Source organism: Pantoea sp. JZ2, from assembly GCF_035191405.1.
Taxonomy (GTDB): domain Bacteria; phylum Pseudomonadota; class Gammaproteobacteria; order Enterobacterales; family Enterobacteriaceae; genus Pantoea; species Pantoea stewartii.
Genome location: NZ_CP045247.1, coordinates 3,214,938 through 3,234,996, shown reverse-complemented (window position 1 = coordinate 3,234,996; position 20,059 = coordinate 3,214,938). Strand labels below are relative to the sequence as shown.

At 52.6% G+C, this 20,059-nt stretch carries 13 protein-coding genes and 1 pseudogene; 10 read left to right on the top strand and 4 right to left on the bottom strand.

The features are described from left to right. Window positions 1-339: 339 nt before the first annotated feature. The 5 genes and pseudogenes from GC087_RS15535 to GC087_RS15515 form a co-directional block, all read left to right on the top strand. Window positions 340-2,754, top strand: a pseudogene (locus GC087_RS15535) (DNA translocase FtsK); the annotation flags it as partial. A gap of 182 nt (window positions 2,755-2,936) precedes the next feature. Further along, window positions 2,937-3,548 (top strand): outer membrane lipoprotein periplasmic chaperone LolA, encoded by a 612-nt coding sequence (gene lolA, locus GC087_RS15530; RefSeq protein WP_006118612.1) that lies wholly within the window; start codon window positions 2,937-2,939, stop codon window positions 3,546-3,548. Between the two features lie 7 nt (window positions 3,549-3,555). After that, a complete protein-coding gene (locus GC087_RS15525) occupies window positions 3,556-4,899 on the top strand; it encodes a replication-associated recombination protein A (protein ID WP_006118613.1) in 1,344 nt (447 codons plus the stop codon). Window positions 4,900-4,990: 91 nt separating this feature from the next. Further along, window positions 4,991-6,283 (top strand): serine--tRNA ligase, encoded by a 1,293-nt coding sequence (gene serS, locus GC087_RS15520; RefSeq protein ID WP_058701029.1) that lies wholly within the window; start codon window positions 4,991-4,993, stop codon window positions 6,281-6,283. Between the two features lie 316 nt (window positions 6,284-6,599). Then, window positions 6,600-7,754 (top strand): MFS transporter, encoded by a 1,155-nt coding sequence (locus GC087_RS15515; RefSeq protein ID WP_324028677.1) that lies wholly within the window; start codon window positions 6,600-6,602, stop codon window positions 7,752-7,754. A 96-nt stretch (window positions 7,755-7,850) separates the two neighbouring features. On the opposite strand, the gene pflA is transcribed toward GC087_RS15515, so the two are convergent. The 4 genes from pflA to ycaO form a co-directional block, all read right to left on the bottom strand. Further along, entirely contained in the window at window positions 7,851-8,591 is a 741-nt protein-coding gene (pflA, locus tag GC087_RS15510; protein WP_324028676.1) for a pyruvate formate lyase 1-activating protein, read from the bottom strand. A gap of 153 nt (window positions 8,592-8,744) precedes the next feature. After that, window positions 8,745-11,027, bottom strand: coding sequence for a formate C-acetyltransferase (pflB, locus tag GC087_RS15505; protein WP_006118617.1), 2,283 nt, complete (start codon window positions 11,025-11,027; stop codon window positions 8,745-8,747). Window positions 11,028-11,099: 72 nt separating this feature from the next. Continuing rightward, on the bottom strand, window positions 11,100-11,960 hold the full coding sequence (gene focA / locus GC087_RS15500; protein ID WP_033737642.1) for a formate transporter FocA: 861 nt from the start codon (window positions 11,958-11,960) through the stop codon (window positions 11,100-11,102). 376 nt (window positions 11,961-12,336) lie between these two features. Next, a complete protein-coding gene (gene ycaO / locus GC087_RS15495; RefSeq protein ID WP_324028675.1) occupies window positions 12,337-14,100 on the bottom strand; it encodes a 30S ribosomal protein S12 methylthiotransferase accessory factor YcaO in 1,764 nt (587 codons plus the stop codon). Window positions 14,101-14,419: 319 nt separating this feature from the next. Between ycaO and serC the strand changes: the two genes are divergently transcribed. The 5 genes from serC (at window position 14,420) to ihfB (ending at window position 19,904) form a co-directional block, all read left to right on the top strand. Beyond that, window positions 14,420-15,505, top strand: a complete 1,086-nt coding sequence (gene serC / locus GC087_RS15490; RefSeq protein ID WP_006118621.1) for a 3-phosphoserine/phosphohydroxythreonine transaminase — start codon at window positions 14,420-14,422, stop codon at window positions 15,503-15,505. Between the two features lie 80 nt (window positions 15,506-15,585). Further along, the gene (gene aroA, locus GC087_RS15485; protein ID WP_324028674.1) at window positions 15,586-16,872 is read left to right on the top strand and encodes a 3-phosphoshikimate 1-carboxyvinyltransferase; all 1,287 of its coding nucleotides are present in this window, start codon (window positions 15,586-15,588) and stop codon (window positions 16,870-16,872) included. 189 nt (window positions 16,873-17,061) lie between these two features. Further along, window positions 17,062-17,742 (top strand): (d)CMP kinase, encoded by a 681-nt coding sequence (gene cmk, locus GC087_RS15480; protein WP_006118623.1) that lies wholly within the window; start codon window positions 17,062-17,064, stop codon window positions 17,740-17,742. A gap of 121 nt (window positions 17,743-17,863) precedes the next feature. Then, window positions 17,864-19,537: a 30S ribosomal protein S1 gene (rpsA, locus tag GC087_RS15475; RefSeq protein WP_033737767.1), complete on the top strand. Its 1,674-nt coding sequence runs from the start codon at window positions 17,864-17,866 to the stop codon at window positions 19,535-19,537. An 82-nt stretch (window positions 19,538-19,619) separates the two neighbouring features. Beyond that, entirely contained in the window at window positions 19,620-19,904 is a 285-nt protein-coding gene (ihfB, locus tag GC087_RS15470) for an integration host factor subunit beta (RefSeq protein ID WP_003849360.1), read from the top strand. Window positions 19,905-20,059: the final 155 nt, after the last annotated feature.

Here is a 20,059-nt window from a genome sequence, read left to right as displayed (position 1 = left end):
GTATTGCTAACCGCGCCGCGTAAGGCGCAGCCCGATCTGGATGCGCATGATCCACTGTTAGCCAGGGCCGCCACCGCCACCCGCGCCGCTGTTGCGGCCACAGCCGAAGTATCTGCGACCACGACACCGACGGCAAGCGCTCAGGCTACTGCCACAGCACCTGCGCAGCCTGCTGCCGCAACAATGGCGGCAACGCCTGTCAGTGCGCCATCAGCTTCACCTGAGCCTGAACAGGTTGCAGCGACGCCTGAACCTGTTTCGCCTGTTGCGGCATCGCCTCATCCTTCCCCGGTGACGCACACTGCACCGCGCGAGCCGATGCCACAGGAGAAGCCTCTCACTGAACCGCCGCGCTACCGCTTTGAGTTACCGGACGATGCACCGGCGGCTGCCCCGCACTTTACCGCTTATGAGGATGACGAACCCAAAATGGGTAACTGGCGTGAAGCCACGTCAGCAGCCTCGCTGAACAGCGCTGCTGTCGCCGGTGCTGCGGCAACCGCAGCATCGTCAGCATCCTCACCGCTGTTTGAGCCTGTCCCTGAAACGGTGTCGAATCCACAGGTGAAACAGGGGATTGGTCCGGCGCTGCCGCGGCCTAATCCGGTTAAACTGCCTACCCGACGTGAGCTGGCCTCGTACGGCATTAAACTGCCTTCACAGCGTATGGCGGAAGAAAAAGCCAAACGTGCTGAACTGCCGTCATCACAACCTACGAAAGAAGATGCGTCACTCACTGACTGGTCAGCAGAGGAGCAGGATGCGCTGCAACAGGCAGAGTTGCGTCAGGCGTTCCAGTCAGAGCAGCAGCAACGCTATGGCGAAAGCTGGCAGCAGGACGACGCGCACGAGGACGATGAGCTGGCATTGCAGCAGGCCTCGCTGGCGCGTCAGTTCGCACAGCAACAGCAACAGCGCTATGAAACGGTGCCTGAAGACAATGCACCCGTTTTCAATCTGGATACGTCAGCGGCCTTCGATTTCTCCCCAATGAAGGACCTGGTCGACGATGGCCCTGTCGAGCCGCTGTTCACCATTGCAGCATCGCCGGACGTCAGCGAGGTCGCGCCACAACATGAGCCCTGGCAGCACGTTCAGGCGGCACCAGAACAGCCCGCGGCTCAGCGTGTAGAATCAGCCCAGACCTTTGCGGCCGATCACTTTGCCGCGCCTGCGCAGCAGCCGGAGCCGGTCACGGAGGCGAAGCCATCCGTGCATGACAGCCTGATTCACCCCTTCCTGATGCGTCACGAGCAGCCACTGGAAAAACCTTCTACACCCTTACCGTCACTCGATCTCCTGACCGCGCCGCCGGAAGAGGAAGAACCGGTTGATATGTCCGCCCTTGAGCAGACAGCAAGACTGGTTGAAGCGCGTCTGGGTGACTACCGCGTCAAGGCCGAGGTGGTGGGCATTTCGCCAGGACCTGTGATTACCCGTTTTGAACTGGATCTCGCGCCGGGCGTGAAAGCGGCGCGTATCTCTAACCTGTCACGCGATTTGGCCCGCTCCCTGTCGACTACGGCAGTGCGTGTGGTTGAAGTGATCCCTGGCAAACCCTATGTTGGACTGGAATTACCCAACCGACATCGCCAGACCGTTTACCTGCGTGAAGTGCTGGATTGTCCAAAATTCCGTGACAACCCCTCGCCGCTGTCTGTGGTGCTGGGTAAAGATATTGCCGGCCAGCCGGTCGTTGCCGATCTGGCTAAAATGCCACACTTACTGGTAGCCGGTACAACCGGTTCCGGTAAGTCCGTCGGCGTGAATGCGATGATCCTCAGCATGCTGTATAAAGCCACGCCGGAAGATGTGCGCTTTATTATGATTGACCCCAAGATGCTCGAGCTTTCCGTTTACGAAGGCATTCCGCATCTGCTTACCGAAGTCGTGACCGATATGAAAGATGCGGCGAACGCGCTGCGCTGGAGTGTCGGTGAGATGGAGCGTCGCTATAAGCTGATGTCGGCGCTGGGTGTACGTAATCTGGCCGGCTACAACGAAAAAGTGGCGCAGGCGGATGCAATGGGGCGGCCGATTCCCGATCCGTTCTGGAAGCCAGGCGACAGCATGGATATGACGCCGCCAGTGCTGGAAAAACTGCCTTACATCGTGGTGATGGTGGATGAGTTCGCCGATCTGATGATGGCTGTCGGTAAGAAAGTGGAAGAACTGATTGCACGTCTTGCACAGAAAGCGCGCGCGGCTGGAATCCACCTTGTTCTGGCAACCCAGCGTCCGTCAGTTGACGTCATTACCGGCCTCATCAAAGCCAACATACCTACCCGTATCGCGTTTACTGTCTCAAGTAAAATTGACTCGCGAACCATCCTTGATCAGGGCGGTGCAGAATCGTTACTGGGGATGGGCGATATGCTTTACATGCCGCCCAACTCATCAATGCCGGTGCGTGTTCACGGTGCCTTTGTGCGCGATCAGGAAGTACATGCTGTCGTGCAGGACTGGAAAGCGCGCGGGCGTCCGCAATATATTGAAAGCATTACGGCGGGCGAAGAAAGTGAAGGCGGGGGCGGCATTGACAGCGATGAAGAACTCGATCCGTTGTTCGATCAGGCTGTTGCCTTTGTGGTGGATAAGCGACGCGCCTCGATTTCGGGCGTACAGCGTCAGTTCCGTATCGGTTATAACCGTGCTGCGCGCATCATTGAACAGATGGAAGCACAGGGCATCGTCTCGTCACCGGGCCACAACGGTAACCGTGAAGTGCTCTCTCCACCACCCCATGATATGTAAAGCCTGAACGATAAGCTTTGAAACACAAAACAATGAGCCAGTTTCCACTGGCTCATTGTTTTTTAGCGGTTAACCCCCATAGTTGATTAGTGTTTCGGTTTTTTCTCCTGTATTAAACGCAGGACAGCGACCAGGCTTAGTCACGTGATCAACGGGAAACGATTTAATAAGGATTTAAGCAGATGAAATTACGCGTAATCGCCTTAGGCCTGCTGGCCGCTTTGGGGTCAGCCAACGTTCTCGCCGATGCGTCGAGCGACCTGCAACAGCGCCTTAATAAAGTTAACAGCTTCCACGCCAGCTTTACTCAAAAGGTGACCGATGGAAGCGGTGCCAACGTGCAGGAGGGTGAAGGCGAGCTCTGGGTTAAGCGCCCCAGCCTGTTCAACTGGCATATGACCGCACCCGACGAGAGCATCATTATTTCTGACGGGAAATCGTTATGGTTCTATAACCCGTTTGTTGAACAAGCTACGGTCAGCCTGTTAAAGAATGCGACCAGCAATACACCGTTTATGTTGATTGCCCGTAACCAGGCCAGTGACTGGCAGCAATACAACGTAAAACAGCAGGGTGACAAATTTGAACTGACGCCGAAGAAAAGCGATGGCAACCTCAAGCAGTTCACGATTGATGTGACGCCAGATGGCACCATTAATCAGTTTAGCGCCGTCGAGCAGGATGGGCAGCGCAGTAACTACCAGCTAAAGAGCCAGAAAAACGGCCCGATTAGCCCGGATAAATTCACATTCACCCCGCCAAAAGGCGTCACGGTGGATGACCAACGTCAGTGAGGTGGTAGTGGGTAACCTGTCCCTGGATTTTTCCAGTGAAGATTTTAAACCGCTGGCCGCGCGTATGCGGCCAGCAACCCTGAAGCAATACATTGGACAGCAGCACCTGCTGGCTGCGGGTAAACCGTTGCCGCGCGCGATCGAAGCGGGGCACCTGCACTCCATGATTCTCTGGGGACCGCCAGGGACAGGAAAAACAACGCTGGCCGAGATTATCGCTCACTATGGCAATGCGGACGTTGAGCGTATTTCTGCGGTCACCTCTGGTGTCAAAGAGATTCGTGAAGCCATTGAACGCGCAAGGCTGAGCAAGCAGGCGGGCCGCCGCACTATCCTGTTTGTAGATGAAGTCCATCGCTTCAACAAAAGTCAGCAGGATGCGTTTCTTCCCCATATTGAAGACGGCACTATCACGTTTATCGGTGCCACGACAGAAAATCCCAGCTTTGAGCTGAACTCCGCACTGCTGTCACGTGCTCGTGTCTATTTACTTAAATCCCTGACCACAGAAGATATTGAGCAGGTGCTTGACCAGGCGATGCAGGATGCCAGTCGGGGTTATGGCAACAGCGATATCCTGTTACCTGACAATACGCGGCGTATGATTGCGGAACTGGTCAACGGCGATGCACGTCGTGCCCTGAATACGCTGGAAATGATGGCCGATATGGCCGAAACCAACGGCACAGGCAAACGCGAGCTGACGCCCCAGTTGCTGACCGAAGTGGCGGGGGAACGGTCTGCCCGGTTCGATAATAAAGGCGATCGCTTTTATGACCTGATTTCTGCCTTGCATAAATCCGTCCGGGGATCGGCGCCGGATGCCGCCCTGTACTGGTACGCCCGTATTATTACCGCCGGTGGCGATCCGCTGTATGTCGCGCGTCGGCTACTGGCCATTGCGTCTGAAGACGTCGGCAATGCCGATCCACGAGGCATGCAGGTGGCTATCGCGGCCTGGGACTGTTTCACCCGCGTTGGCCCGGCAGAAGGGGAGCGCGCGATTGCGCAGGCCATTGTCTATCTCGCCTGTGCGCCAAAAAGTAACGCCGTCTATAACGCGTTTAAGGCGGCGATGCGTGATGCACGCGACCATCCAGATTTTGATGTTCCCGATCATTTGCGCAATGCCCCCACGAAGCTGATGAAAGAGATGGGGTTGGGCGAAAGCTATCGCTATGCGCATGACGAAGCCAATGCCTATGCTGCGGGTGAAGTCTATTTCCCACCCGAAATGGCGCAAACGCGTTACTATCATCCCACTCAACGCGGTCTTGAAGGCAAAATTGGCGAAAAGCTGGCCTGGCTGGCTGAACTCGATCAAAATAGCCCGACAAAACGCTACCGCTGAAACAGACGTTGCGGTAATGTGGTCAATGTTTTCAATGCATTCCAGCGGGAGTGCGTCCCCTTCTTTTAACTCATAAATACACAGGATAAGCATGCTCGATCCCAATCTGCTGCGTAATGAGCCAGACGCAGTCGCAGAAAAACTGGCACGCCGAGGATTTAAACTGGATGTGGAAATGCTGCGTTCGCTCGAAGAGCGTCGCAAAGTCTTGCAGGTTGAAACGGAAAACCTGCAGGCTGAGCGCAACTCCCGCTCCAAATCCATCGGTCAGGCCAAAGCACGTGGGGAAGACATCGAGCCACTGCGTCAGGAAGTGAACAGCCTGGGCGAACGCCTGGATGCGGCTAAAGCAGAACTGGACGCGCTGCAAAATCAGATCCGCGATTTCAGCCTGGCGCTGCCGAATCTTCCTGCGGATGAAGTGCCGCTGGGGAAAGACGACACGGAAAACCTGGAAATCAGTCGCTGGGGTGAACCCCGCCAGTTTGATTTTGAGGTGAAAGATCACGTTGAGCTGGGTGAAGCGGCTAAAGGGCTGGACTTTGCTGCGGCAGTGAAACTCACCGGCTCACGCTTCGTGGTTATGCAAGGCCAGGTTGCTCGCCTGCACCGTGCGCTCAGCCAGTTCATGATTGACCTGCACACGGAACAACATGGTTATCTGGAAACTTACGTCCCTTACCTGGTCAACCATGCGACCTTATACGGTACAGGCCAGTTACCTAAGTTTGGTGAAGATCTGTTCCATACCCGCCCGCTGGAAGAAGAATCCGAAAGCAGCCATTACGCGCTCATTCCGACCGCTGAAGTGCCGCTGACTAACCTTGTGCGGGATGAAATTGTTGAAGAAGAGAGCCTGCCGCTGAAGCTTACGGCACATACACCCTGCTTCCGCTCTGAAGCAGGCTCCTATGGCCGTGATACGCGTGGGCTCATCCGTATGCACCAGTTCGACAAAGTTGAAATGGTGCAAATCGTCGCGCCTGAAACCTCTATGGATGCGCTGGAAGAGCTGGTTGGCCATGCTGAAAAAGTGTTGCAACTGCTGAACCTGCCGTATCGCAAGGTCTTGCTGTGCAGCGGTGATATGGGCTTTGGTGCGACAAAAACCTACGATTTAGAAGTATGGTTACCGGCGCAAAATACCTACCGTGAAATCTCTTCTTGCTCAAACATGGGGGATTTCCAGGCTCGCCGTATGCAGGCGCGCACCCGCAATAAGCAGGATAAAAAACCGCGTCTGGTGCATACCCTGAATGGCTCGGGCCTGGCCGTAGGACGTACGCTGGTTGCCGTGCTGGAAAATTACCAGCAGCAGGACGGCCGCATCGCCGTGCCAGAGGTATTACGTCCTTATATGAACGGCCTGGAATTTATTGGCTAAGCGTTCACCCTGTGTAAAATAACCCAGCTCAGGCTGGGTTTTTTTATCTTTACCGCGAGGCATCCTCAACACGTTTAAAATTTATCACAAATAAACATTATCGATGACGACGCGGGCAGAAAGCGTAAAAATCCAGATTATCATAGAGATAGCGCAAAGTTATCTGATGCCTGACAGATGGCTAACTTACTGAAGATAAATAATTTAAATGGTCACGCAGCAAAATGTGCTGCACCCTCATTCCTCCCGTTGACTTTACAACGCGCGATGGCAAACTGCGCGCAATTTCCTTCATTTCTTTTGGTTTTTATCCCCTATGTCGACCTGGTCACGTCCTGTGATATTGCTGCTCTGCGGCCTGTTATTAGTGACAGTTTCCATTGCGGTACTGAATACGTTAGTGCCCCTTTGGCTGACGCATGATGCGCTGGCAACATGGCAGGTAGGCGTGGTGAGTTCGTCGTATTACACCGGTAACCTGCTGGGCACTTTAGTGGCTGGCTGGCTGATCAAGCGATACGGTTTTAACCGAAGCTATTATCTGGCGACCGGCCTTTTTGCGCTGTCGACACTGTGCATGCTGGCGCTGGAAGGATTCTGGGCATGGACATTGCTGCGCTTCACGGCCGGTATCGGCTGCGCGTTAGTCTGGGTCGTGGTGGAAAGCGCATTGTTATGCAGTGGAACAGTACGTAACCGTGGGCAGTTGCTCGCTGCCTATATGATCGTCTATTACCTGGGTACGGTTGCCGGACAACTGCTGGTGAGCAAACTGTCTACCGAATTACTGAGTGTGATTCCCTGGGTAACCGCCACGGTCATCAGCGCCATCTTACCGTTAATCTTCACACAGGTTTCCGCCAACAGCGATACCGTAGAAGCTACGCCAGGCGGACGAATTTTACCTATGCTGCGTCGTCGCAGTTCTCGTCTCGGCATTAACGGCTGTATTATTTCTGGCATTGTTCTGGGATCGCTGTACGGCTTAATGCCGCTCTATCTTTCTCATCAGGGTATGAGTGATGCCAACGTGGGTTACTGGATGGCCTTGCTGGTGAGTGCCGGCATTGTCGGGCAGTGGCCGATTGGTCGGCTTGCTGACCGCTTTGGCCGCATGATGGTACTGCGAGTGCAGGTATTTGTGGTGATCCTCGGCGCGATTGCGATGCTGACAAATGCCGCGATGGCCCCCGCCCTGTTTGTGCTGGGGCTGGCAGGTTTTACGCTTTATCCGGTCGCCATGTCATGGGCCTGCGAAACCGTGGCGCACCATGAACTGGTGGCAATGAACCAGGCGCTGTTACTGAGCTACACCGTGGGCAGCCTGGCCGGACCAAGCATGACGGCCATGCTGATGCAAAGTTATTCCGACCGTCTGCTGTTCGTTATGATCGCGGCGGTAGCGCTGGTTTACTTAGTCATGTTACTGCGTAAGGCCGATCATCATGCCACGCCAGTGGCACATGCCTGATCATAACGATAACCAGGCGGTGACACTTAACCTTCGCCGTCTGGCTGCGCTGACTGTCAGACGGTTATCGTTTACTGACTGCGGTGACGTGGCCTGTCAATACATCACGTCATGTCCGTAGCTGGCAAGAATATGCTTGACCCGTTCCATGGTCGCTTTACTGGGCGGTTTTACACCGTCGAGCTTGTACTCTTCACCCATCGCAATCCATTTATGCTTACCCAGCTCGTGATAAGGCAGAAGCTCAATCTTCTCCACATTTGCCATGTCCTGCGTAAATTCACCTAAGCGATGGACACTGTCATCATCATCAGAATAGCCGGGCACGACGACGAAACGAATCCACGTCCGTTTTCCTTTCTTCTGAAGATAGCGCGCAAAATCGAGTGTGCGATGATTCGACACACCGACAAGAATCTGGTGGATGTCATCGTTCATCTGCTTGAGGTCAAGCATTACCAAATCTGTTGCATCCAGTAATTCATCAATAACGGGATCGTAGCGGCGGACAAAGCCGTTGGTGTCAAGGCAGGTATGAATGCCCTCAGCTTGGCACGCGCGAAACCAGTCACGCACAAACTCCGCCTGCAAAATGGCTTCGCCGCCTGAAGCCGTCACCCCGCCACCGGACGCATTCATGAAATGGCGATAAGACAGAACGTCCGCCATGAGCGCGTCGACGGTAATTTCTTTGCCGCAATGCGTGTCCCATGTATCACGGTTGTGGCAGTACAGGCAGCGCATCAGGCAGCCCTGAAAAAAGGTGATAAAACGGATGCCGGGACCGTCTACGGTTCCGCATGATTCAAATGAGTGGATGCGACCAATGGCAGACATTGCGATGTATTCTCCTGATGAGCCTGCGAAGCAGGTGGCGCACTCTCCGGTGCGCTCTGAACGGGAAATCAATTTTGGTGGTTATCCGTCATACAGACAGCGACCAAACCTGACTCGAAAGAAGAGGCTCCATGAAGGAGCCTCAAGGGCGAACTAGAGTGACTGGGTAAAGGTACGGGTAATCACGTCCTGCTGCTGCTCTTTAGTGAGCGAGTTAAAGCGAACGGCATAGCCCGAAACGCGGATGGTTAACTGAGGATATTTCTCAGGGTTATCCATCGCGTCCATCAACATTTCCCGGTTCATCACGTTAACATTCAGGTGCTGGCCGCCTTCAATACTGGCCTCATGATGGAAGTAACCATCCATTAGTCCTGCCAGATTGGTTTTACGTACATTATCATCTTTGCCAAGCGCATTAGGCACGATGGAGAAAGTATAAGAGATACCGTCTTTAGCGTACGCAAAGGGTAATTTCGCTACCGAGGTCAGCGATGCTACCGCTCCTTTCTGGTCGCGACCGTGCATGGGGTTAGCGCCAGGGCCAAAGGGGGCGCCTGCACGGCGGCCGTCTGGCGTATTACCGGTTTTCTTGCCATAAACGACGTTAGAGGTAATGGTCAGAACGGACTGCGTTGGCACCGCGTTGCGATACGTTTCCAGTTTCTGAATTTTCTTCATAAACCGTTCAACCAGGTCGCATGCCAGGTCGTCCACGCGCGGATCGTTGTTACCGAACTGGGGATAGTCGCCTTCGATGTCGAAATCAATTGCCAGGCCATCTTCATCACGCACGGGTTTCACTTTGGCATATTTAATGGCTGAGAGTGAATCCGCAGCCACAGACAGTCCGGCGATACCGCAGGCCATGGTGCGGTAAACATCACGATCGTGCAGCGCCATGAGTGACGCTTCATAGCTGTATTTATCATGCATGAAGTGGATGATGTTCAGTGCGGTGACATACTGTTTTGCCAGCCAGTCCATGAAGTGATCCAGACGGGCCATCACGACGTCGAAATCGAGCACTTCATCCATGATTTTGGCTTCTTTCGGCCCCACCTGCATTTTCAGTTTTTCGTCCATGCCGCCGTTGATCGCGTACAGCAAGGTTTTTGCCAGGTTGGCGCGGGCACCAAAGAACTGCATTTGCTTGCCGACGATCATAGGGCTGACACAGCAGGCAATGGCGTAATCATCGTTGTTAAAGTCAGGACGCATCAGGTCGTCATTTTCATACTGCAGTGACGAGGTGTCGATTGAAACTTTAGCCGCATATTTTTTGAAGTTAACGGGCAGTTTTTCAGACCACAGAATGGTCATGTTTGGTTCAGGGGAGGGGCCCATGGTGTAAAGCGTGTTCAGGAAACGGAACGTGGTTTTACTGACCAGCGTGCGACCATCAACGCCCATCCCTGCCAGCGATTCGGTGGCCCAGATAGGGTCGCCAGAAAAGAGCTCATCGTATTCCGGTGTACGCAGGAAGCGGACCATGCGCAGTTTCATGACCAGATGGTCAATCAGTTCCTGTGCCTGCTCTTCGTTCAGTTTACCTGCCTGGAGGTCGCGTTCGATGTAGATATCGAGGAAAGTCGACACCCGGCCAAAAGACATGGCCGCGCCGTTCTGTGATTTAACTGCAGCCAGATAGCCATAATAGGTCCACTGAACGGCTTCAGCCGCGTTGGTGGCCGGGCCAGAAATATCATGACCGTATTTGGCTGCCATCGCTTTAATTTGTTCAAGCGCACGATGCTGATCAGCAATTTCTTCCCGCAGGCGAATCGTGGCTTCCAGGTTTACGCCGTTTTCAAGATCGTTTTGCAGTGAGGTGAACTGAGCAAACTTATCCGCCATCAGATAATCAATGCCGTATAGGGCAACACGACGATAATCACCAATGATGCGTCCACGACCATAAGCATCAGGCAGGCCGGTCAATACGCCAGATTTACGGCAGCGTAAAATGTCAGGTGTATAAACATCAAAAACACCCTGGTTATGCGTTTTGCGGTATTCCGTGAAAATCTTTTTCAGAGACGCGTCGAGTTCACGACCATAGACCTTGCATGAGCCTTCAACCATTTTGATACCGCCAAAAGGAATAATGGCGCGTTTCAACGGGGCTTCGGTTTGCAGGCCAACAATTTTTTCCAGTGATTTATTGATGTAACCGGCATCGTGGGAAGTGATGGTTGAGGCAAGATCGGTATCAAAATCGACTGGTGCATGGGTGCGGTTTTCAATTTTGATGCCTTCCAGCACGCTCTCCCACAGTGTTGTGGTGGCCTCGGTGGCACCGGCCAGAAAGGACTCGTCGCCTTCATAAGGCGTATAGTTTTTCTGAATAAAGTCGCGTACGTTGACGCTGTTCTGCCATTCGCCTTCAGTAAATCCCTGCCAGGCTGAAGCGAGTTTTGCATTACGTTCGGTCATAATATACCTGCCTTATTTAAGGAGACTTTTGCTCTCGGGCGTACCAGGCTGCGATATGCCGTTGAGACAGGATTAGTGCGTTTCTTTACCACCGCGTAAGTAAATTACCCAGTAGGTCAATCCGACTAGCAGGCCGCCGCCAATGATGTTACCGAGCGTGACCGGAATCAGATTGTCGAAAATAAAGTTTTTAACGGTGAGGGCCGGGAACTGTGCTGCTGTGGCCCCTGCGGCCTGCCAAAACTCAGGCCCGGAAAAGTCGCGTATCACGATCGCGAAAGGAATCAAAAACATATTGGCGATACTGTGTTCAAAACCACAGGCGACAAACATGGCCACCGGCAAAATCATAATCAGGCTTTTATCGGTCAATGTCCGTCCTGAATAGCTCATCCAGACCGCCAGGCAGACCATCAAATTGGCCAATGTGCCGAGGCAAACGGCTTCGATAAAAGTATGATGCATTTTATGGTCGGCTGTTTGCAGGACGTTTAATCCCCACGCGCCGTTTGCCACCATCTGTTCACCGGAGAACCACATGAGCGTGACGAAAAATAACGCGCCAGCCAGGTTACCGATATAAACGGTTATCCAGTTTCGTGCCAGTTGCCCCCAGGTGATGCGTCCACTGGCTTTGGCGACCACAATGAGGACGGTAGATGTGAAAAGATCGGCACCGCATACCACGACCAGTATGAGTCCCAGTGAAAAACAGATGCCGCCGATCAGTTTTGCCAGGCCATAAGGCACAGCACCGCTGCCCGTGGTAGCCGTGATGTAAAACACGAAAGCAATCGAGATGAACATGCCCGCAGTAAAGGCCAGAAAGGTCGTGGTGAGGGGATGTTTAGTGGCTTTATAAACGCCAGCATCTTCAGCCACTTTCGCCATCGCGGCGGGTAATAACAGATTAAAAGGATTGTCAGCTTTCACACTAACTCACTCCAAAAGTTGTCTGAAAAAATGATAACAAAGGCAACAGTTACAGAAGTTGATTTGGATCATGATCAGCCATGCAAGGACGGAGCGTGTTTCACTGAAAGACGGGATTTTTGCGGTTAATTTATTGAAATATAATGATTAAAAATATTTTAAATTATGCATTTTTTGTTTAATAGATGGCGGTGTGCCGTTTGGACGATCTCTGCAGAGTTAACGAAATGCATCTGTTATGTTGCTTTAAATAATGATGATAAAAACGCTGAACAATACATCCCTTAAATACTTATTCTCAAAAAAGAAAGGCACCCATTAAATAAGGTGCCTGTGAGATTATTATCGCTTTATCCTGAAACAGAGCCGCGAAAGATTAGGCGTTTTTCCAGTAAAGACGTTTCGCCTTTTGCAGCTTTTCATAGGCAGCAAGCAAAGCCTGATGAGCAGGGAAAGCCTTAAGATCGCTGTCTACCGGCTGGAGGCCATTGAAGGCCGCCTCACCGCTGATTGCCGCCGAGGCGGCGTCGACAGCGTCAGCACCATACATACGCACAAAGGCTGCGTGATACTCAAGCGGATTCCGCTCATCTTCCATCGCCAGCAGCAGCAGAGTTTGCAGACAGCGGTAATAATTTGCACGCTCCGGGCTGAATACGGAGCCATTAAATTCCATTGTCCATTCCGTCCAGATCAGCGCCTGATCGAGATCACCGCCAGCCAGGGCCAGCATGGCTTTGAGTTCACCAATGCGCAGCGTGTACCAGCCGTTATCTTTGCCTGTCGCCAGTCCCAGCAACTCGCGGACACGCGTGAAGTCATCAAAACCTTCTTCGTCCAGCTGAGAAATTAAATCCAGGTACTCTTCCGGATTCCAGTTGCTGCCGGGCAGGGCCAGAAGCGTTTCACGAATACCTGCACCCATGCTGTTATTCGCCAGCAACAAGTCTTCAGCCGGATAAATATCTGACATACCGGGCACAATAATGCGGCAGGCATACACACCGAGGTGCTCATAATCAGCGATGTAAACGTCCTGACCTTCGGCTTTGAAAATCGCCATGAGCGTACTGAATTCCTGCTCGGTGGTGCCATCAAATTTCCAGTCAACGAAGGGATAATCCGCTGTTTCTTTAAACAGATCCCAGGAGATCAGGCCGCTTGAATCGATAAAGTGGGTTTCCAGGTTGGCGTGCTCTGCCACTTCTTCATCATCAAACGTGGGCGGCGTGAACACATCCAGATCTTTCAGGCTGCGGCCCTGAAGCAGTTCGGTAACGGTACGCTCCAGCGCGACACCAAAATCAGGGTGCGCGCCAAAAGAGGCGAAACAGGTGCCGTTGGCAGGATTAAACAGCACAACGCAGATAACCGGATATTTCCCACCCAGTGACGCGTCATAGGCAAAAATCGGGAACCCTTCGTCTTCCAGACGGGCGATGGCCTCAACCACATCGGGGTAACGCGCCATCACGGATTCAGGAATGGCAGGCAGGCTGATGGACTCGGCGATGATACGATTTTTAATATAGCGCTCGAAAACTTCTGACAGCCCCTGTACCCGTGCCTCGTTGGCCGTGTTGCCGGCGGACATGCCGTTCGACACATACAGGTTACCGATAATATTCATCGGAATATAAACGGTCTGCTGATCGGACTGACGGGTAAAGGGCAGGGCGCAGATGCCGCGTGCGCTGTTACCCGACTGGAGATCGATTAAATCTGAAGCGGAGAGGGCGTTTTCAGGATCGTAAAAGGCGCGCAGGCGCGCATCCAGAATGCCTTCAGGCAGGCTGTCGTCTTCAGGCAGAGCAAACCATTTTTCATTGGGATAGTGAACAAAATCCCCTTGGGCGATACTGTTGCCAAGCCAGAAATCAGCAAAAAAGTAATTCGTGGACAGGCGTTCAAAATATTCCCCCAGCGCCGAGGCCAGAGCGGCTTTTTTGCTGGCGCCCTTACCATTGGTGAAGCAGAGGGGGCAGTCGCGATCACGAATGTGGACAGACCAGACGTGTGGCACAGGATTCAGCCAGGAGGCTTCTTCAATATTAAAACCCAGATCCTGTAATTTGGTCTGGAAGCGTGAAATGGAGTCTTCCAGGGCGGCATCTTTGCCAGGGATAAAAGTTTGCGTCATGGTGCCGCTCTCTCTGTAAATGCTGTAAATGGGGAGACATAAAGCGCGCAATGATACGTTTTTTACCGTCTGTTCGCTATCAAGACGCCGCAATTTTACCGTCGTTTTTCTCATGCTTTGTCATCTGAGCCAAAGCCGGGATTGCATGAAAGGAAGCCGCCTCACAATATTTCGTGCCGGATTACATTGGTAATATAACCTTCGGTGCGTCATGCCGAAAAAATGTGACCACAGTTCGATTTATGATTGCAGCCACCAGAAGGCAGTGATAAAACCGAATCGTTATTCATAACCGTTCGATATGACAGTGGTGAGGGAAATGACGCAAATTTATAATTTTAGCTCTGGGCCAGCGATGCTGCCGAGCGAAGTACTCCGCCGTGCAGAACAAGAACTGACAAACTGGCATGGTCTGGGAACTTCAGTAATGGAGATCAGCCACCGCAGTAAAGAATTTATTCAGGTGGCAGAAGAGGCTGAAGCGGACTTCCGCGATCTGCTGAAAATTCCTTCCAATTACAAAGTATTATTCTGTCATGGCGGCGCACGTGCGCAGTTTGCTGCTGTACCGGGCAATTTACTCGGCAGTGCGACCAGTGCGGACTATGCAGATGGAGGCTACTGGGCTCACAGTGCCATTAAAGAAGCGGAAAAATATTGCTCACCGCGGACGCTGGATGTCAAAACGACCCAAGAGGGTAAGCGCGCCATCCTGCCGATGCGCGAATGGGATGTCAGCGACACGGCCGCCTATTTGCATTTTTGCCCAAATGAAACCATTGACGGTCTGGCTATTGACGAAGAGCCTGACTTTGGTGACAAGGTTGTGGTCGCCGATCTTTCCTCCACGATTCTGTCACGCCCAATTGATATCAAGCGCTATGGTGTGATTTACGCAGGTGCGCAGAAAAATATTGGTCCGGCTGGCCTTACTCTGGTTATCGTACGGGACGATCTTCTCGGCAACGCGCATCAAAGCGTGCCTTCCATCCTTGACTACACCGTTCTGGCTGAAAATGATTCCATGTTTAACACGCCACCTACGTTTGCCTGGTATCTGAGTGGCCTGGTCTTTAAGTGGCTGAAGCAGAAGGGTGGTGTCGCTGAGATGGAAAAAATTAATCAGGCAAAAGCCGGATTACTCTATGGTCTCATCGATAACAGCGATTTTTACCGTAACGATGTGGCACTGCAAAACCGCTCCCGGATGAACATTCCTTTCCAACTGGCTGATGCCTCGCTGGACAGCCTTTTCCTGGAAGAGTCATTTAAGGCAGGTCTCCACGCATTAAAAGGTCACCGTGTTGTGGGCGGCATGCGTGCCTCAATCTACAATGCGATGCCATTGGAAGGCGTTAAAGCGCTGACCGATTTCATGATTGATTTCGAACGCCGCCACGGCTAAGTCTTTCACTGTCAGTGGAATGACTGACACCCGACTCCGCCCTCTGGCGGAGTCATCGTTTTTTAAGGATTACGTTTCACATGCAAGATTCCCTGACCCTTCAGCCCATCGCTCGCGTTAATGGTACGGTTAATTTGCCCGGTTCCAAAAGCGTGTCAAACCGTGCGCTTCTGCTTGCTGCACTGGCGAAAGGTAAAACCCGATTAACTAATCTGCTGGACAGCGACGATGTTAAGCACATGCTTAATGCGCTTGATGCACTGGGTGTTGAGTTCACGCTTTCCAGCGATCGTACGGTGTGCGAGGTGACAGGAAAGGGTGGGCCGCTGCATGCATCACAGCCCACAGAGCTGTTTCTGGGCAACGCCGGCACTGCCATGCGGCCGCTTGCGGCAGCGCTTTGCCTGGGTGTGCAGGATGTCGTCCTGACGGGCGAACCACGCATGAAAGAACGCCCTATCGGGCACCTGGTCGATGCACTACGGCAAGGTGGGGCTACTATAGACTATCTCGAAAATACAGATTATCCCCCAGTCCGCCTGCGGGGTGGGTTTACTGGCGGCGACGTTACAGTAGATGGCAGCGTATCCAGCCAGTTTTTGACCGCGCTTCTGATGATGGCTCCGTTAGCTGAAAATCCTACCCGTATCAGCATTAAAGGTGAGCTGGTTTCCAAACCTTACATCGATATTACTCTGCACCTGATGCGCTGCTTTGGTGTCGAGGTTGAGAATCAGCAGTATCAACACTTCCTGATTAAGGGTAAACAGCACTACAAGTCACCAGGTGAATATCTGGTGGAGGGGGATGCGTCTTCTGCCTCCTATTTTCTTGCCGCAGCCGCAATCAAAGGCGGTACCGTGCGTGTCACCGGCATTGGTCGCAACAGCGTACAAGGCGATATTCGCTTCGCGGATGTACTCGAAAAGATGGGTGCATCAATTGAGTGGGGCGATGACTATATTGCCTGCACGGCCGGGACATTACGCGCCATTGATATGGATATGAACCATATTCCTGATGCTGCCATGACCATTGCCACTGCGGCATTGTTTGCAGAAGGTACGACGCAACTGCGCAATATTTATAACTGGCGAGTTAAAGAAACGGATCGTCTGACGGCTATGGCAACCGAGTTGCGTAAAGTCGGTGCCGAGGTGGAAGAAGGGCACGATTTTATTCGCATCACGCCGCCTGAGACGTTGAAGCATGCCGACATCGGCACGTATAACGATCACCGTATGGCGATGTGTTTCTCGCTGGTTGCGCTGTCCGATACGCCCGTTACCATTCTTGATCCAGGCTGTACGGCAAAAACCTTCCCTGATTATTTTGAACAGCTGCAAAAAATTAGCGAAAACGCCTAATCCCCTCGCCCGATGTCGTGCATCGGGCTCATCATCTTCAGGACGCTTTTCCACGCCAGAGGCCTTTTTCCTGGCTAAATTTCTCATTGCCTCTTCTCAAAAGGTAACTAAGCGTCACCGGGCAGCGTATAATGCCCGACATTTGTGACGGCCAACCGGCCAAAATGCGCGCAGCAACAGGAGGGAATGATGACAGCAACTGCCCCGGTCATAACAATTGATGGGCCAAGTGGCGCGGGAAAGGGCACCCTGTGCAAGGCGATGGCGGAAGCATTACAGTGGCATTTACTGGATTCCGGCGCAATTTATCGTGTACTGGCCTTAGCCGCATTACATCATCAGGTCGATATTGAGTCTGAAGAGGCGTTAGTGCCTATCGCCGCCCATCTGGATGTGCGTTTCCTTTCTCATCATGGCGAAATGCAGGTCATCCTGGAAGGGGAAGACGTCACCAGCGAAATTCGTACCCAGGAAGTCAGTAATACCGCCTCACGCGTCGCGGCTTTTCCTCGCGTTCGGGAAGCGCTGTTACGTCGTCAACGCGCGTTTCGCGAGGAACCCGGTTTGATTGCAGACGGGCGGGATATGGGCACCGTCGTTTTCCCCGATGCGCCTGTAAAGATTTTCCTTGATGCCAGCCCGGAAGAACGTGCTCAGCGACGTATGCTACAGTTGCAGGAGAATGGCTTTAATGTTAACTTTGATCGCCTTTTAGCCGAGATAAAAGAACGCGACGACCGCGATCGCAACCGCGCTATCGCACCGTTAGTCCCTGCCGCTGATGCTTTGGTGTTGGATTCAACCCAGATGTCCATCGAGCAGGTTATTGATAACGCGTTAAATTATGCCCGCAAAACGCTTGGTGTGTAATCTTCCGGCTTAAACGAATGTATTAACCCTGTGCCACGGATCCGGTGCAGGGCATGTGAAACAACCCCATCCGACATGATGTCAGATGGACGTTAAATTGAAGAATCCTAAGATTATCAATATGACTGAATCTTTTGCTCAACTATTTGAAGAATCCCTGAAAGAAATCGAAACCCGCCCGGGTTCCATCGTTCGTGGCGTTGTTGTCTCTATCGACAAAGACGTTGTTCTGGTTGATGCGGGCCTGAAATCTGAATCTGCAATCCCTGCAGAGCAGTTCAAAAACGCAGCCGGCGAACTGGAAATCCAGGTTGGTGACGAAGTTGACGTTGCTCTGGACGCAGTGGAAGATGGCTTCGGTGAAACTCTGCTGTCACGTGAGAAAGCTAAGCGTCACGAAGCTTGGATCACGCTGGAAAAAGCTTACGAAGAAGCTGAAACTGTTACCGGTATTATCAACGGCAAAGTCAAAGGTGGCTTCACAGTTGAGCTGAACGGTATCCGTGCGTTCCTGCCAGGTTCACTGGTTGATGTGCGTCCAGTACGCGACACACTGCACCTGGAAGGCAAAGAGCTTGAATTCAAAGTGATCAAGCTTGATCAGAAACGCAACAACGTCGTGGTTTCACGTCGTGCGGTTATCGAATCTGAGAACAGCGCAGAGCGCGATCAGCTGCTGGAAAACCTGCAGGAAGGCATGGAAGTTAAAGGTATCGTTAAGAACCTCACTGACTACGGCGCATTCGTTGATCTGGGCGGTGTTGACGGCCTGCTGCACATCACTGACATGGCCTGGAAGCGCGTTAAGCATCCAAGCGAGATCGTGAATGTTGGCGATGAAATCAACGTTAAAGTCCTGAAATTCGACCGCGAGCGTACCCGTGTATCTCTGGGTCTGAAGCAGCTGGGCGAAGATCCATGGGTGGCTATCGCTAAGCGCTATCCAGAAGGCACCAAGCTGACTGGGCGTGTAACCAACCTGACTGACTACGGCTGCTTCGTTGAAATCGAAGAAGGCGTTGAAGGCCTGGTACACGTTTCAGAAATGGACTGGACCAACAAAAACATCCATCCGTCTAAAGTTGTAAACGTAGGCGATGTGGTTGAAGTGATGGTTCTGGACATCGATGAAGAGCGTCGTCGTATCTCCCTGGGTCTGAAGCAGTGCAAATCTAACCCATGGCAGCAGTTCGCTGAGACCCACAACAAAGGCGATCGCGTTGAAGGTAAAATCAAGTCAATCACTGACTTCGGTATCTTCATCGGCCTGGACGGTGGCATCGACGGTCTGGTTCACCTGTCTGACATCTCCTGGAACGCGACTGGCGAAGAAGCCGTTCGTGAGTACAAAAAAGGCGACGAAATCGCTGCCGTTGTACTGCAGGTTGATGCAGAGCGCGAGCGTATCTCTCTGGGCGTGAAACAGCTGGCAGAAGATCCGTTCAACAACTACATCACTTTGAACAAGAAAGGTGCTATCGTCACCGGTAAAGTGACTGCAGTTGATGCGAAAGGTGCTACAGTTGAATTGGCAGACGGCGTTGAGGGTTACCTGCGCGCTTCTGAGGCTTCAATGGACCGTATCGAAGACGCTACACTGGTTCTGAACGTCGGTGACGACGTTGAAGCTAAATTTACCGGCGTTGACCGTAAAAACCGCGTAGTGAGCCTGTCTGTTCGTGCGAAAGACCAGGCTGACGAGAAAGAAGCTATCAACACTGTTAACACCAAACAGGAAGAAGGCAACTTCTCAAGCGCAATGGCTGAAGCGTTCAAAGCGGCTAAAGGCGAGTAATCGACCTTGCACCGGGCGGATTCATCCGCCCGGTTTCGGTAAAGGCTGTCATACATTCCTGTAGGGATTAACCGGAGGTTACATGACCAAGTCAGAATTGATTGAAAGGCTGGCGGGACAGCATACTCATATACCGGCGAAAGTCGTTGAGGATGCAGTCAAAGAGATGCTTGAGCACATGGCCACAACGCTGGCACAGGGCGAACGCATTGAAATCCGGGGATTCGGCAGCTTTTCGTTGCACTATCGCGCACCGCGCACTGGCCGTAACCCGAAAACGGGTGACAAAGTGGATCTGGAAGGTAAATACGTTCCCCACTTCAAGCCGGGCAAAGAACTGCGTGACCGTGCTAACATCTACGGCTAAGCCGATACCGAAACGCCTAAACGACATCTCCGGATGTCGTTTTTTTTGCCCGCGTGATTATGTTCGCTCTCCCGCAAAAAAATGCGTCTGCGCTGCAACGAATTATCCTCTCTGGAAACCCTTTCTTAATTCACTCTTTACGCGCTTTACCCTGA

What these genes read in the sequence shown, in the direction of transcription:
- ihfB (WP_003849360.1), top strand. Translation starts at nt 19,620, where the DNA reads ATGACCAAGTCAGAATTGATTGAAAGGCTGGCGGGACAGCATACTCAT.
- cmk (WP_006118623.1), top strand. Translation starts at nt 17,062, where the DNA reads ATGACAGCAACTGCCCCGGTCATAACAATTGATGGGCCAAGTGGCGCG.
- ycaO (WP_324028675.1), bottom strand. Translation starts at nt 14,100, where the DNA reads ATGACGCAAACTTTTATCCCTGGCAAAGATGCCGCCCTGGAAGACTCC.
- serS (WP_058701029.1), top strand. Translation starts at nt 4,991, where the DNA reads ATGCTCGATCCCAATCTGCTGCGTAATGAGCCAGACGCAGTCGCAGAA.
- serC (WP_006118621.1), top strand. Translation starts at nt 14,420, where the DNA reads ATGACGCAAATTTATAATTTTAGCTCTGGGCCAGCGATGCTGCCGAGC.
- lolA (WP_006118612.1), top strand. Translation starts at nt 2,937, where the DNA reads ATGAAATTACGCGTAATCGCCTTAGGCCTGCTGGCCGCTTTGGGGTCA.
- aroA (WP_324028674.1), top strand. Translation starts at nt 15,586, where the DNA reads ATGCAAGATTCCCTGACCCTTCAGCCCATCGCTCGCGTTAATGGTACG.
- pflA (WP_324028676.1), bottom strand. Translation starts at nt 8,591, where the DNA reads ATGTCTGCCATTGGTCGCATCCACTCATTTGAATCATGCGGAACCGTA.
- GC087_RS15515 (WP_324028677.1), top strand. Translation starts at nt 6,600, where the DNA reads ATGTCGACCTGGTCACGTCCTGTGATATTGCTGCTCTGCGGCCTGTTA.
- pflB (WP_006118617.1), bottom strand. Translation starts at nt 11,027, where the DNA reads ATGACCGAACGTAATGCAAAACTCGCTTCAGCCTGGCAGGGATTTACT.
- rpsA (WP_033737767.1), top strand. Translation starts at nt 17,864, where the DNA reads ATGACTGAATCTTTTGCTCAACTATTTGAAGAATCCCTGAAAGAAATC.